General features: G+C 49.2%; 9 protein-coding genes. 5 read left to right on the top strand and 4 right to left on the bottom strand.

What is annotated here, in order from left to right; translation table 11 throughout:
* Window positions 1-87: 87 nt before the first annotated feature.
* From ABD846_RS01520 to ABD846_RS01500, 5 genes are all read left to right on the top strand, one after another.
* Window positions 88-732 (top strand): hypothetical protein, encoded by a 645-nt coding sequence (locus tag ABD846_RS01520; RefSeq protein WP_344821961.1) that lies wholly within the window; start codon window positions 88-90, stop codon window positions 730-732.
* A gap of 16 nt (window positions 733-748) precedes the next feature.
* Complete coding sequence (locus tag ABD846_RS01515; protein ID WP_344821959.1) at window positions 749-1,048, top strand: winged helix-turn-helix domain-containing protein; 300 nt, start codon at window positions 749-751, stop codon at window positions 1,046-1,048.
* Window positions 1,049-1,108: 60 nt separating this feature from the next.
* A complete protein-coding gene (gene creD / locus ABD846_RS01510; protein WP_344821957.1) occupies window positions 1,109-2,446 on the top strand; it encodes a cell envelope integrity protein CreD in 1,338 nt (445 codons plus the stop codon).
* A gap of 68 nt (window positions 2,447-2,514) precedes the next feature.
* A complete protein-coding gene (locus ABD846_RS01505) occupies window positions 2,515-3,276 on the top strand; it encodes an oxygenase MpaB family protein (protein ID WP_344821955.1) in 762 nt (253 codons plus the stop codon).
* Window positions 3,277-3,400: 124 nt separating this feature from the next.
* Entirely contained in the window at window positions 3,401-5,134 is a 1,734-nt protein-coding gene (locus tag ABD846_RS01500) for a M14 family metallopeptidase (protein ID WP_344821953.1), read from the top strand.
* A gap of 84 nt (window positions 5,135-5,218) precedes the next feature.
* Here ABD846_RS01500 and rpoC read toward each other — a convergent pair whose 3' ends face one another.
* The 4 genes from rpoC to ABD846_RS01480 form a co-directional block, all read right to left on the bottom strand.
* On the bottom strand, window positions 5,219-9,541 hold the full coding sequence (gene rpoC / locus ABD846_RS01495) for a DNA-directed RNA polymerase subunit beta' (protein ID WP_344821951.1): 4,323 nt from the start codon (window positions 9,539-9,541) through the stop codon (window positions 5,219-5,221).
* Window positions 9,542-9,574: 33 nt separating this feature from the next.
* The gene (locus tag ABD846_RS01490; protein ID WP_344821949.1) at window positions 9,575-10,450 is read right to left on the bottom strand and encodes a glycosyltransferase family protein; all 876 of its coding nucleotides are present in this window, start codon (window positions 10,448-10,450) and stop codon (window positions 9,575-9,577) included.
* Window positions 10,451-10,509: 59 nt separating this feature from the next.
* Window positions 10,510-14,322, bottom strand: a complete 3,813-nt coding sequence (gene rpoB, locus ABD846_RS01485) for a DNA-directed RNA polymerase subunit beta (protein ID WP_344821947.1) — start codon at window positions 14,320-14,322, stop codon at window positions 10,510-10,512.
* Between the two features lie 266 nt (window positions 14,323-14,588).
* On the bottom strand, window positions 14,589-15,254 hold the full coding sequence (locus tag ABD846_RS01480) for an SCO family protein (protein WP_344821945.1): 666 nt from the start codon (window positions 15,252-15,254) through the stop codon (window positions 14,589-14,591).
* Window positions 15,255-15,271 lie beyond the last annotated feature (17 nt).

Genomic DNA, 15,271 nt, shown 5'->3' with positions numbered 1-15,271 from the left:
CATCCCGGGACTTTAAGAAAAAGACAACAATTCATTTTTTGATTTTCTGCGTCATACGCATTTACTTTGTATTGCAAAGTGCTTTTTATGAGAAAAGATCAATCTCCCCTTGAACAATTGGAAGCCCTTTCGGAGATCAGGGGAATCATGGAACGCTCTACACGTTTCCTTTCGCTGAGCGGCTGGAGTGGCGTATGGGCCGGGCTGATGGCCTCCTCCGGCTGCATCATCGCACACGCACAGCTCAACAATTATTACCGTCAATACAACGAGCGCGGTGGTTTTGATCAGGCTGCGTATCTGGATCTGCGCAACCAGCTTTTTTATTTGGGCATCACCGTGTTTGTTCTGGCTTTGAGCGGCGCATTTCTGTTTACGCTCAGAAAAGTAAGACAACAAAACGCGGATATATGGGGGCCTGCGTCACGCCGCTTTCTGTACGGACTGGCCATACCGGTAGCTGCCGGCGCGGTAATGGTATTGGCATTTCTGCACAACAATCATATGGAGTATGTAGCTCCCGCCTGTCTGCTGTTTTACGGATTGGGCCTGTACAACGCGGGCAAATTCACTCTGGATGATATTCGCTATCTTGGCCTTATCGAAATATTGCTGGGTGCGATCTGCCTGTTCGCCCCCGATCTGGGCCTGTACTTCTGGGGATTTGGCTTCGGGCTGATGCATATTGTGTACGGCATTATTATGTGGAATAAATACGACCGCCGGTCATAACAACCGGTGCATAGGAATGAAACGCGAAATAGATCAGCTGAATAAAGTGTTTGACAGCCGCCTGCGCATAGGAATCATGAGTGCGCTGATGGTGAACGACTCGATGAATTTCAACGAGCTGAAAACGCTTGTGGATGCGACAGACGGTAACCTGGCTACACATCTGAAAACGCTTGAAGACAATAAGTACATTAAAGTCGAGAAAGGATTTATCGGCCGCAAGACCAATACGTCCTATTCGATTACACCGGCAGGTGCAAAAGCTTTCCGCTCGCACCTCGACGCGCTCGAAAAAATCATCCGAAGCCTGAACTAAATTTTTTTACCCAACTACTTTGTATTTCAAAGTACTTTTTAAAATAAAAAACAAAAAACGATGGACACACACATTCCTTCCAAAGACCGGACACCTTCCTTCTGGGAAAACAACCGCCTGCTGATCAAAAGTATCCTGCTGGCCGCACTCACACTGATTATGCTGATACCTGCAGCATTTATCAGGGACCTTGTATATGAACGCCAGTCACGGCAACAGGAGGTAACCGATGAAGTAAGCAGCAAATGGGCTGCTTCGCAAACTATCAAAGGTCCGCTGGTGATGGTTCCCTATCTCGCGCAGGAAGTACGGCCGGACAAAAGCGTGATCAACGTAAAGAAATTTGCGTTCATTATGCCGGACCAGCTCCGGATACACAGCACCGTAAATACCGAAACACGCCATCGCAGCATTTACGAAGTATTGTTGTACACAACGAACCTGAGCCTGGAAGCTGATTTTAAACCCGCCGACCTGCTGGAAGCAGGCATACTGCCACAATCGGTTTATGAGAATGAGGTCAGGCTCCTGATGGGCGTGAGCGATGTGCGCGGACTGGTGGAAGATATACATGGTGTACTGAATAATACGGAATTGGATATGGATGCCGGTATGCCGGCAAACGGATTCGTACATACAGGTCTCAGCAAACCAATCAGTTGGGATCGAAAAGAACCGTTACACGTAGGGTTATCGCTGAAGCTGCGCGGATCGACCGATCTGAATTTTATTCCGCTCGGCAAAAACACGAAGGTAACCGTAAGCTCTCCCTGGAAACATCCTTCATTCGAAGGCAAGTTCCTTCCGTCCGAATCTGTAAAGCCCACGGAACAGGGATTTACAGCAGACTGGAACGTGCTCCAGGTATCAAGTGGCATACCCACCCTGCTCACAGATCAGCCGGTAAACGTGGATGCTTTAGGCTTCGGGGTACGTTTCATCCGCCCCGCAGACGGATATGCAAAAACACAGAGAGCCGTAAAATATGCGCTGTTGTTCATCGGTCTCACGTTTACGGTATTCTTCTTCATGGAAATATTGCGCAGGCGCCAGGTGCATCCATTACAATACCTCCTGGTAGGCATGGCGCTTTGCGTGTTCTACACACTGCTGCTTTCCTTCACGGAATATATCGGGTTCAACTTTGCTTATATACTTTCAGCCGCAGCCACCGCGAGCCTCATCGCATGTTATATATGGAGTGTGTTCAAAAGTCCGGGTATCGGATTTTCATTCGGTGGCGCTCTGGCACTGCTCTACGCTTACATTCTTGTGCTCATACAGCTGGAAGACCTCGCTTTGCTGTTTGGCAGCGTGGGACTATTCGTCGTGCTGGCGGTCATTATGTATTACTCGCGGAAGATCGACTGGTATTCATTGGAAAAACAGAAAGCATAAATACGCAGGGGCAAGGGGGGAGCATCTTTCCGCTTCCCCCGCTCCCTTTTAAACAACAATTCATAACCATGCGACAGAATTTTGTAGCTCAGGACTCGATTGTCAGAAAAATATGGGGCCAGGCAGACCTGGTTTTGTTCATCTTCGCCGGAGCAGCCGCGGAATTTGCTTTGAACAAAGAGGTAGACTGGCTGTACTTTACGGGCAAACTCCCGAAAGACCCGCTGGGCAGGATGTTCTCGACTGTTACTTATGCCCACCGCATCATTTTTATGGATACGGACAGTGCAAACACCGCCATCGACCAGATCAATGCCATTCATAAAAACGTAGAGGAAAACCGCGGCCAGCGTATCCCGGAGTGGGCTTACCGTGATGTGCTGTACCTGCTGATCTTTTATTCGATTGCCGCATTTGAGTTGCTGGAACGCAGGATGACGGCTGCTGAAAAAGAAGAGGTCTTCACCGTATTTGCGGAAATGGGAAGACGCATGCATATTCGCGGACTTCCGGGTAATTATCAGGCCTGGCTGCAGCAGCGGACCGCCCATCTGCACAACAACCTCGAATGCAGCATTTTCAGCAGTGACCTGTTCCTGCAATACAAACGGCAATTGCATCCGCTCCGTTACGGAATCATGCGCCAGGTACAGGCATGGCTCGCCCCGGCCCGGGTAAGGGAACTGCTGTTGCTGCCGCGCAGAAAAAGTTTCCGTGCGCTGCTGCTGCTTTACCGGATGCTTCGCGGAACATATACCCGATACTGCCTCATTCCTATGCTTATTCCACACCCATATTATAAACAGGTATATGACCTGAACCGTCGCTGAGTCCCCGGGCCCTGCCCTGAAAACAAAACAAACAACAGGACTGTTCCGTTCCCGGGATGGTCCTTGCTTTTCCACCCGTCTGAAGCGAAACATTCGCTATCTTCAATTCCATCAAGAACATTACATGTACCGCAAACAACTGTCAGCAGCACTGGCCGTGCTGCTCCAAAGCCTCTGTGCACCTGCCCAGACATTCACCACTCCTTTCGAAGCGTCTGCAGGCAGACAATCTGCCAGCTATGACCAACTCATCTCGTATTACGAGCAACTGGACGACACTTACAAAAGTATCCGCATGCAGACCGTTGGCGGCACGGATGCCGATGTGCCCTTACATGTGGTGTATTACAGCGCAGACGGTACATTCAATGTAAACGAATGGAAGCGTAAGCAAAAACTGGTACTGCTGATCAATAACGGTATCCATCCGGGTGAGCCGGACGGTATCGACGCAAGCATGATGCTGCTGCGCGATGCCGCAACCGGTAAGATACAGGTACCGGATAACGTGGTGCTGGCCGTAATACCCGTATTCAATACGGGAGGAATGCTGAACCGCGGCAGTTACAGCCGGGCCAATCAGAACGGACCTGAAGCATACGGTTTCAGGGGTAATGCGCAGAACCTGGACCTGAACCGTGATTTCATTAAGATGGATGCGAAAGAAACTCGCAACCTGGTAAAGCTGTTCCGCAACCTGGATCCGGATATTTTTATCGACAACCATGTGAGCAACGGTGCCGACTATCAGCATGTGATGACCTTACTGACACCCAATGCGCGCAAACAGGGATATTACACCGGTAGATTTCTGAGCAATGTCTTTGAGCCGGGGATATATGCTCTGATGAAGGAAGCCGGATATGATCTCGTACCTTATGTAAACCACTGGGGCAATACACCGGATAGAGGCTGGGAACAGTTCTACGAACCACCACGTTTTGCCAGCGGTTACGCATGCCTGTTCCAGACTTTTGCGTTCGTTCCCGAAACGCATATGCTCAAGGCTTATGCCGATCGTGTAAACGCTACTTATACGCTCATGCGTGCATTTATCTATTTTGCAGGCACACATACAGAAGCAATAAAAGGCGTCCGCGAGATGGACCGGAAATGGGTGCAGGAGCAAAAAGACTTCACTACAGACTGGAAAACAGATACCGCGCTGAAAACGGGAATCTCGTTCAAAGGCTATGAAGCCGCTTATAAACCGAGCGACGTATCGGGCGTGCAGCGTTTGTATTACGACCGCAGCAAACCTTATACGAAACAGGTTCCCTTCTACAATAAATATGCTCCTGCTAAAACGGCCACCGCACCGCAATACTATGTGTTGCCCGGAGGCTGGCAGGAAGTGGCGCTGAGGCTGCGCATCAATGGTGTGGATATGATTCCGCTTGAGCAGGACACCCTTATGGAGCTTACGGTTTACCGGATTCAGGATTATGAAACAGTGAAAAAACCTTTTGAAGGACATTACCTGCATACCAAAGTAACATTTTCCATTGCCCGGGAAAAAGTGAAATGCCTGAAAGGCGACTACCTGATACCGTTACAGCAAACCGCGAAGCGCTACCTGGTGGAAACATTGGAACCTGATGCACCGGACGCCTTTTTCGCCTGGAATTATTTTGATGCGATCCTGCAGCAGAAGGAGCATTTCAGCGATTATGTTTTCGAAGATGAGGCAGCACAACTGATCCGTGAAAATCCCGAACTATTGAAAGCGCTGGAACAAAAAAGAAAGGGCGATCCCAAGTTTGCGGCAGACGGACATGCGCAACTGGAATTCATTTATCAGCATTCCCGCTACCAGGAGCCGGAATATATGAGATACCCGGTATTCCGTATCGAATAAATTCAATAACGGTACCCATTACAAAAAAAGACCGCCACAATACTGTGGCGGTCTTTTCTATAGGAACAGATCGGATGATCATTCTTATTCTTCTTCGTCGAACTCCAGGATATCCTTGTTAGCGAGGAGCAGTTCGTACTCTTCTTTGGAACCAACAATGATACCTTCGAATTCACGCATACCGGTACCGGCAGGTATCAGGTTTCCGGTGATTACGTTTTCTTTCAGACCGGTCAGCGTATCGGCTTTACCATTGATCGCCGCGGTAGAAAGCACTTTCGTAGTTTCCTGGAAGGATGCTGCCGAGATCCAGCTGCGTGTACCCAGAGATGCTTTGGTAATACCCAGCAACAAAGGAGTGGACGTGGCAGGCTGTGCATCGCGGTATTCCACGAGTTTTCTGTCGGAACGGCGGAGCAGCGAGTTTTCTTCGCGGATCTCACGCAGCGTGGCGATTTGTCCCGGGTGCAGGTTTTCAGAACCTCCGGCATCCACAACCACCTTCTTATCGAAGATCCAGTCATTTTCTGCCATGAAGTCGAATTTATCTTCCGTATCGTTTTCGAGGAATTTGGTATCTCCCGGATCTACGATTGTTACTTTACGCATCATCTGACGCACGATCACCTCGATGTGCTTGTCATTGATTTTTACCCCTTGTAAACGGTAAACCTCCTGGATCTCATTCACCAGGTATTCCTGAACGGCGAATGGTCCTTTGATCGCGAGGATATCGCTCGGAGTGGTAGCGCCATCAGACAGGGAGTTACCTGCTTTGATGAAGTCACCATCCTGAACAGTGATCTGACGTGTCAGCGGTACCAGGTATTTCTTCACCATTCCGTCTTTAGACTCAACGGTGATCTCACGGTTACCACGCTTGATGTTACCGAAGGAAACAACACCGTCGATCTCAGCAACTACTGCAGGATTGCTCGGGTTACGCGCTTCGAACAGCTCGGTTACACGCGGAAGACCTCCGGTGATATCCCGGCTACGACCCATCACGCGCGGGATCTTGGCAATTACCTGTCCGTTGTGTACGCGTTCGCCTTCTTCAACGATGATGTGAGAGCCTACCGGTAAGTTGTAAGATTTATCTTCTTTTCCGGAAACGAGGATCGCAGGGATCTTCGTTTTGTCCTTGGTCTCGATAACCACTTTCTCACGGTGTCCTGTTTGCTCGTCCGCTTCTTCACGGAAGGTGATACCTTCAATGATACCTTCGAAGTTGATGGCACCCGAAACCTCGGAAATGATAACGGCATTGAACGGATCCCATGCACAGATAGCCTGTCCTTTGGCGATCTTCTGACCGTTTTTGATTTTGAGTATAGAACCGTAAGGGATATTGTGCGTTGTGAGCAGGCGATCGTTTGCCATATCCACGATACGCACCTCACCGGTACGACCGATAACCACAGTGATATCTTCCCCTTCTTCGTTTTTGTAGGCAGTGGTACGCAACCCGTCGAACTGCGCTGTTCCGTCAAAGCGGGAAAGCAATTGAGAATCGGTTGCGGAGCTGCTCGCCACACCACCCACGTGGAAGGTACGGAGTGTCAGCTGTGTACCCGGTTCACCGATACTTTGTGCAGCGATAATACCCACAGCATCACCCGCCTGAGCCATATAGCCCGTTGCAAGGTTTTTACCGTAACATTTCGCACACACACCGCGTTTAGCCTCACAAGTGAGCACCGAACGGATTTCCACCGTATCGATAGCTGTCTCTTCGATAGCTTTTGCGATATCTTCCGTGATCTCGTCGCCTGCGTTTACAATCAGCTGGTTTGTCAGCGGATCGATCACATCGTGCAGGGAAGTACGTCCGAGGATACGGTCGTACAGAGACTCGATCACTTCTTCATTATCTTTCAGAGCAGAAGTAGCGATACCACGCAGTGTACCACAATCTTCCTCGTTGATCACCACATCCTGGGCCACATCTACCAGACGACGGGTAAGGTAACCCGCATCCGCCGTTTTCAGGGCCGTATCCGCAAGACCCTTACGGGCACCATGCGTAGAGATGAAGTACTCCAATACCGACAGACCTACTTTAAAGTTCGACAGGATCGGGTTTTCGATGATTTCAGAACCGGTAGATCCCGAACGACGGGGTTTCGCCATCAGTCCGCGAAGACCAGCCAGCTGTTTTACCTGCTGCTTACTACCACGGGCTCCGGAATCCAGCATCATGTATACGGAGTTGAAACCTTGCTTATCGCCGGCCATCTCTTTGATGAGGGTTTCGGTAACGCGTGTATCCACACGGCTCCAGATATCGATGATCTGGTTATAACGTTCGTTGTTGGTGATGAGACCCATGTTGTAGTTGTCCCACACTTCAGACACGTCATTGTGCGCCGCAGAAACGAGTTCTTCTTTGATTTCCGGAACGGTAAGGTCTCTGATATTGAACGAAAGTCCACCACGGAAGGCTGTACGGAATCCGAGTGTTTTGATATCGTCCAGGAACTGAACCGTTTGCGGAATATTTGTATTTTTCAGGATCTCACCGATGATCTCCCGCAGAGATTTCTTCGTCAGCAGGGCGTTTACGAAACCATTGGATTTCGGAACGAACTGGTTGAAGATCACACGGCCTACGGTCGTATCGATCAGTTCACGTTTCAGCGAACCGTCTTTCTGACGCACATCACCTTTTACTTTGATCCAGGCGTGCAGTTCGGCACGGCCTTCATTATGAGCGATCACTACTTCTTCAGCGGAATAGAAAGCTTTACCCTCTCCTTTCACTTTTTCCGTTTCCGTAGATTTTTTACCTTTTGTGAGGTAGTACAGACCAAGAACCATGTCCTGAGAAGGCAGGGTGATCGGCGTACCGTTCTGCGGGTTCAGGATGTTGTGCGCAGCAAGCATCAGGAGCTGAGCTTCCAGGATCGCAGCGTGACTCAGCGGAACGTGAACGGCCATCTGGTCACCATCGAAGTCGGCGTTGAACGCAGAACACACCAACGGGTGCAACTGGATCGCTTTACCTTCGATCAGTTTCGGCTGGAAGGCCTGGATAGACAAACGGTGAAGCGTAGGGGCACGGTTCAGGAGAACCGGATGTCCTTTCAGTACATTCTCCAGGATATCCCAAACCACCGCTTCTTTGCGCTCAACCAATTTTTTCGCGCTCTTAACGGTTTTTACGATACCTCTTTCAATGAGTTTGCGGATGATAAACGGCTTGAACAATTCGGCCGCCATATCTTTAGGAATACCACACTCATGCAATTTCATTTCAGGGCCTACCACGATTACAGAACGACCGGAGTAGTCCACACGTTTACCCAACAGGTTCTGACGGAAACGACCTTGTTTACCTTTCAGAACATCTGACAGAGACTTCAGTGCGCGACCACCTTCAGCCTTTACAGCGTTGGATTTACGGCTATTGTCGAACAGGGAGTCAACAGCTTCCTGCAACATACGTTTTTCGTTACGCAGGATCACCTCGGGAGCTTTGATCTCCAGCAAACGTTTCAGACGGTTGTTACGGATGATCACACGACGGTACAGGTCGTTCAGGTCGGAAGACGCAAAACGGCCGCCATCCAGCGGTACGAGCGGACGCAGTTCCGGCGGAATTACCGGCAGATACTGCATTACCATCCATTCCAGTTTATTTTCAACGCGCGTATTTGCCTCGCGGAAAGCTTCCACCACGCTCAGGCGTTTCAGGGCTTCCTGTTTACGTTGTTGCGAAGTTTCGTTCGCAGCAGCGTTACGCAGCTCATAGCTCAGTTTATCGAGGTCGATGCGTGCCAGCAGATCATGAACCGCTTCTGCACCCATTTTCGCGATGAACTTATTCGGATCTTCATCCGGCAGGTAATGGTTATCTTTAGAGATAGTCTCCATGATCTCGAGGTATTCGTCCTCGCTCAGCAATTGCTGGTGCACGTTTTCGGAATCGCGGAGATTCAGTTTCTGACGGATCAGCTCTTCAGCCTCTCCCGCCTGGATGACTACATAACGCTCGTAATACACGATGCTCTCCATTTTTTTGGAGCTGGAACCGAGCAGGTAACCGATTTTATTCGGAAGGCTTTTGAAATACCAGATATGCACCACAGGCACCACCAGCTTGATGTGACCCATGCGCTCACGGCGAACTTTTTTCTCTGTTACTTCCACACCACAACGGTCGCAGACAATACCCTTATAACGGATACGCTTATACTTACCGCAATAGCATTCATAGTCCTTTACAGGGCCAAAGATTTTTTCGCAGAACAAGCCGTCGCGCTCAGGCTTGTACGTACGGTAGTTAATCGTTTCGGGTTTCAATACCTCGCCGTAAGAACGGTCCAGTATGGCATCCGGAGATGCAAGGCTGATGGTAATCTTACCAAATCCGGCCTTCGGACGATTTTCTTTTTTAATAGCCATATTTATTGAGTGTGTATTTTCTTTTTGTTGAAACTATTTCTTCAGAATATAATTCTGATAACTCAGATTGTACTTCAGTTTATCCTGTATAAAATTCTTCAATTTCTGTTTGATCGTCAGCTTGTTGAACGAAAGATCATAATCAAATTTCCAGTTGCGTTGCGCAATCCGCTCTTTCATCACTTCCGGATGCGTACCGTTGAAATGCTGCAAGGCATCAATATGCGTTACATAGTCGAAGGCATCCGCTTTCCGCACGTGCTTCTCCACCCACTCGTCGTCATGCCAGAGCTTGGTAAAGGTCTCCTGCTTCCGCTGCATCGCCGTTGGCTCTTTCACCCATCCGTAGTGATACACATAGGCATCCACCGGCACTACTGTCAGCTTTTCCCCCCTGTTCTTCCTGAATCCCTGGGCATCCTTGTAAGAATAAATCCCCGGATTCCGGCGCACGATACGGATTTCATTCCGGTACCAGCCGGGTGCAATACCGACGTAGTCGTAAGAGCCGTAGAAATGCAGGTAGTGAAACAATAACCCGTCTACAGACAGATCGTCTTTCCATCGCTGCATCGCTTCGCGGATCGCGGGGTAATATTGCTCGTGGATCACTTCATCTCCCTGAATGTAGAAACACCAGTCGGTGTCTGCATCTATTGCGGCAAATGCTTTGTCCGTTTCCTGCGCCAGTACCCTGCCTCCTTCCCTGAGACTATCGTCCCAGACTGTTTCAATGATCTTTATCTTCCCCGGATCTATCGATGCGATCAGCTCGCGTGTTGCGTCTTCCGAATTGCCGACAGCCACCACCATCTGATCACATAAAGGCAGGATCGAACGGATCGCCTCAACTACAGGATAGTCAAACTTGATCGCATTCCTGATAAACGTAAATCCTGTAACCTTCATCTCAAAAACCCGGAGTAAAGAGGATGCCCGGTTTCGCACCCGGCACCCTCCTTATCTGTTTATTCAAATTTCAATTCCAGACCCAGGCCGCGTAATTCGTTCACCAATACGTTGAACGATTCCGGAATTCCGGCTTTCGGTACATTGTCTCCTTTAACGATCGCCTCGTACGTTTTCGCACGGCCGGAGATATCATCGGATTTAATCGTAAGCAATTCCTGCAGGATGTTGGATGCACCATAAGCTTCAAGTGCCCAAACCTCCATCTCACCGAAACGCTGTCCACCGAACTGGGCTTTACCACCCAGCGGCTGTTGCGTGATGAGTGAGTATGGTCCGATAGAACGCGCGTGCATCTTATCGTCCACCATGTGGTGCAGTTTGATCATATAGATGATACCCACCGTCGCTTTCTGATGGAAACGCTCGCCTGTCTCTCCGTCATACAGGAACGTATGACCGAATTCCGGCAATCCCGATTCTGTGATCAGGTCTTCGATTTCCGGTACGGAAGCTCCGTCGAAGATCGGGGTGGCAAAGCGCATACCCAGTTTCTCTCCGGTCCATCCCAGGATTGTTTCGTAGATCTGACCCAGGTTCATACGGGAAGGTACCCCCAGCGGATTCAGTACGATATCCACCGGTGTTCCGTCCTCGAGGAACGGCATATCTTCCGCACGAACGATACGGGCAACGATACCCTTGTTTCCGTGACGTCCCGCCATTTTATCACCCACTTTCAGCTTACGTTTCGCTGCCAGGTACACTTTCGCGAGCTTCAGCACGCCTGCAGGTAATTCGTCTCCGATAGAGAGGTTGAACTTCTCGCGTTTGTAACGTCCGAGTTCTTCGTTGTACTTAATGTTATAGTTGTGCAACAATTGGTTGATCAGCTCATCCGTTTCGTTATCACCTGTCCATCCCAGCGGATTTACGTTGGCATAATCGATCGTAGACAGCATTTTCGGATTGAATTTACCGCCTTTGCTCAGCAGCATCTCACCGAAGTTGTTGGTGATGCCCATAGACGCTTTGTCTTTCAGCAGGGTCATCAGCTTATCCAGCAGCAATCCTTTCAGTTCGCTGAGGTTGGTTTCATGCGATTTCTCGATCTTCTCGAGCATCGCTTTATCTTTCGCTTTATCTTTCTTGTCTTTCTTCGCGCGCTGGAACAGTTGTTTATGGATAACGGTTCCTTCAATTCCGGACGGCGCTTTCAGGGAAGCATCTTTCGCATCACCGGCTTTATCACCGAAGATCGCACGCAGGAGTTTTTCTTCCGGAGTAGGATCAGTTTCTCCTTTAGGAGTGATCTTACCGATCAGGATATCGCCCTCTTTTACGTGCGCACCGATACGGATAATACCGTTCTCGTCGAGGTCTTTTGTCGCCTCTTCAGAAACGTTCGGGATATCCGGAGTCAGTTCTTCCTCACCGAGTTTCGTGTCACGCACTTCCAGTTCATACTCATCGATGTGGATAGATGTGAACAGGTCGTCGCGAACCACTTTCTCATTGATCACAATCGCATCCTCGAAGTTGTACCCTTTCCATGGCATGAACGCCACTTTCAGGTTACGGCCCAATGCGAGCTCGCCGCCCTGGGTTGCATAACCTTCCGTAAGGAAGTCGCCCATTTTCACTTTCTGACCTTTACGAACCGCAGGCTTCAGCGTGATGCTGGTGCTTTGGTTGGTTTTCTTGTATTTGGTCAGAGTATATTTTTTCAGGTCATCTTCAAAAGAAACGAGACGGTCTTTTTCAGAACGGTCATAGCGAACATGGATCTCATTTGCATCCACATACTCTACCACACCTGTACCTTCAGCGTGGATCTGGATACGCGCATCGCGTGCAGCCTTTCCTTCCAGACCGGTACCCACGATAGGCACCTGCGGACGGATCAGCGGAACTGCCTGACGTTGCATGTTCGATCCCATCAGCGCACGGTTGGCATCATCATGCTCCAGGAACGGAATCAGTGATGCAGACAGACCTACAATCTGGTTTGGAGCAACGTCCATGTATTCCACTTCGCCCGGATCCAGAACCGGGAAGTCGCCCGTTTGACGGGAAATGATTTTTTCGTCTACGAAATGGCCTTTTTCATCCAGCGGCATATTTGCCTGGGCGATCTTGGCGGTATCTTCTTCTTCAGCGCTCAGGAACTGGTAGCTCTTCAGGTCTACCTTTCCTTCTCTTACCTTGCGATAAGGCGTTTCGATGAATCCCATATCGTTGATCTTCGCGTGTACACACAGCGTGGAGATCAGACCGATGTTTGGTCCTTCCGGTGTTTCGATAGTACACAGACGTCCATAGTGAGAGTAGTGAACGTCACGCACCTCGAAGCCCGCGCGCTCACGGCTCAGACCACCGGGACCGAGTGCGGAGATACGACGCTTGTGCGTGATCTCAGACAGCGGGTTGGTTTGGTCCAGGAACTGTGACAACTGGGAAGTTCCGAAGAAGGAGTTGATTACAGAAGACAGCGTACGCGCATTGATCAGATCGATCGGCGTGAACACCTCGTTATCACGAACGTTCATACGCTCACGGATGGTACGCGCCATACGGGCAAGACCTACACCGAACTGAGCGAACAATTGCTCCCCTACCGTACGCACGCGACGGTTGCTCAGGTGATCGATATCATCCACCTCTGCTTTACCGTTGGTAAGGCGTACGAGATATTTGATGATCGAAATGATATCTTCTTTGGTCAGTACTTTTTTGCTGATAGCGGTATCCAGTCCCAGGCGGCGGTTGATCTTGTAGCGTCCCACTTCACCGAGGTCATAACGTTTGTCGGAGAAGAAGAGCTTTTCGATGATACCACGCGCAGTCTCGTCATCCGGAGCATCACTTCCGCGCAGCTGGCGGTAGATGTGTTGTACGGCTTCGAGTTCGGAGTTGGAAGTATCTTTATTCAGGGTGTTGTAGATGATGGAGAAATCCCCGCTCACCTCTTCTTTCTGTACGAATACGGTAGGGATCTTCATCTCAAGGATCAGATCGATGCTGTCTTCGTTCAGGTAATTATCGCGCTCGAGCACTACCTCGTTACGCTCGATGGAAACCACCTCACCGGTGTCCTCATCCACGAAGTCTTCGGTCCAGCTACGCAGTACACGTGCAGCCAGGCGGCGACCCATATTTGCTTCCAGCGATTTACGGTCGGCTTTCACTTCGTCAGCCATTCCGAACAATTGCAGGATGTCTTTATCTGTTTCATAACCGATAGAACGCAGCAGCGTTGTTACCGGGAATTTTTTCTTACGGTCGATATACGCATACATCACGTTGTTGATGTCTGTCGCAAATTCCATCCATGCTCCTTTAAACGGAATCACACGGGCAGAATAGATCTTCGTACCGTTCGGGTGCGTGCTTTGTCCGAAGAACACACCGGGAGAACGGTGCAGCTGGGATACCACCACACGCTCCGCTCCGTTGATCACGAATGTACCACGGGGCGTCATGTACGGGATATTACCCAGGAATACGTCCTGAATGATGGTCTCGAAATCAACGTGCTCTTCGTCGTTACAACTTAATTTGAGTTTTGCTTTCAGCGGAACTGAATAGGTAAGGCCACGCTCCATACATTCTTCGATGGTGTAGCGGGGAGGATCAATGAAATAATCCAAAAACTCAAGAACGAAAATGTTACGGGTATCAGTGATCGGGAAGTTCTCCTTAAACACGCGGAACAATCCTTCATTGTTTCTTTTATCCGGAGTGGTCTCCAATTGAAAAAAGTCCTGGAAAGATTGCAGCTGGATACCGAGCAGATCGGGAGTGTCAGCCACATCGTGGATTTTACCAAAGTTGACACGACCCGTAGCCGTTCTTTTTTTTGTTGTTGCCATAGTATATAAAAACTCCTTTTTTTCGATTGATACAAATGCCGAAAAGGCCCCACCGGAAAGGCTTAGCCATCCGGACAGGACTGTCAGACATTAACAATAATTTCCTCTAAAAATAGTGAACACGCGCGTTGTAGTTCCCTAAAAGGGATGGCAAATTTATACTAAATGAATGAATTGAGCAAATTTTGTATGAAACAAGCGCGAAAAGATTATGCTCAATATTATGTTAAAATATAAACTGCCTTATGATTCGGTTAAGTAAAGGGTTAACGAACGTTATCCCCCAGCAGGGATTTTATGTCCGTTGCGAGGCGGATCATCTCCTGAGCCTGCAACCCGTCATACATTCCGCGGATATGACCGGTACCATCCACCAATACAAAATGATTATCATGTATAAAATCTTTATCAATACTCAATCCTGTCGTATCGTCTTCCGCTGATATCAGGTAACTGTAGCGCGCCTGGTTATACAACTGCTGTTTGTCTCCGGTAAGGAATTTCCACTGATGGGAATCGGCTTCAAAACGCTTCGCGTATTCCTTTAAAGCACTGGCGCTATCCTCTTCAGGATCAACAGTATGAGATAAGAACATTACACGGTCGTCGCCCTTGAACTGGCGATATACCGTATTCAGGTTCTCGTTCATTTTAGGACAGATGCCCTGGCAGGTAGCGAAGAAATATTCGGCCACATATACCTTACCATCCACGTCTTTCTGCGTCACCACGTTTCCATCCTGATCCGTAAATGAAAAACCACGCACGCGATGGTCGCCTTCACCGTAATAGGGTAATTGAGGCTTTTTCACCTTCGTTATACTGTAATAGTAGGTCATAAATGCCGCGCTGAGCACAATAAAGAAGCCTACCAGGAATATAATCGTTTTCTTGTTCTTCATAACGAAAAGCGAAGGTAGCAAGAAGTTCATTTTGATGTAATTTCGCA

The organism is Rurimicrobium arvi (genome assembly GCF_039540495.1).
In the GTDB taxonomy this organism is placed as follows: domain Bacteria; phylum Bacteroidota; class Bacteroidia; order Chitinophagales; family Chitinophagaceae; genus Rurimicrobium; species Rurimicrobium arvi.
This window is presented reverse-complemented; position numbering and strand designations above follow the sequence as displayed.

Bases quoted from the DNA above. Each gene is read 5' to 3' on its own strand.
- ABD846_RS01520 (WP_344821961.1), top strand. From the start codon at position 88: ATGAGAAAAGATCAATCTCCCCTTGAACAATTGGAAGCCCTTTCGGAG.
- ABD846_RS01515 (WP_344821959.1), top strand. From the start codon at position 749: ATGAAACGCGAAATAGATCAGCTGAATAAAGTGTTTGACAGCCGCCTG.
- creD (WP_344821957.1), top strand. From the start codon at position 1,109: ATGGACACACACATTCCTTCCAAAGACCGGACACCTTCCTTCTGGGAA.
- ABD846_RS01505 (WP_344821955.1), top strand. From the start codon at position 2,515: ATGCGACAGAATTTTGTAGCTCAGGACTCGATTGTCAGAAAAATATGG.
- ABD846_RS01500 (WP_344821953.1), top strand. From the start codon at position 3,401: ATGTACCGCAAACAACTGTCAGCAGCACTGGCCGTGCTGCTCCAAAGC.
- rpoC (WP_344821951.1), bottom strand. From the start codon at position 9,541: ATGGCTATTAAAAAAGAAAATCGTCCGAAGGCCGGATTTGGTAAGATT.
- ABD846_RS01490 (WP_344821949.1), bottom strand. From the start codon at position 10,450: ATGAAGGTTACAGGATTTACGTTTATCAGGAATGCGATCAAGTTTGAC.
- rpoB (WP_344821947.1), bottom strand. From the start codon at position 14,322: ATGGCAACAACAAAAAAAAGAACGGCTACGGGTCGTGTCAACTTTGGT.
- ABD846_RS01480 (WP_344821945.1), bottom strand. From the start codon at position 15,254: ATGAACTTCTTGCTACCTTCGCTTTTCGTTATGAAGAACAAGAAAACG.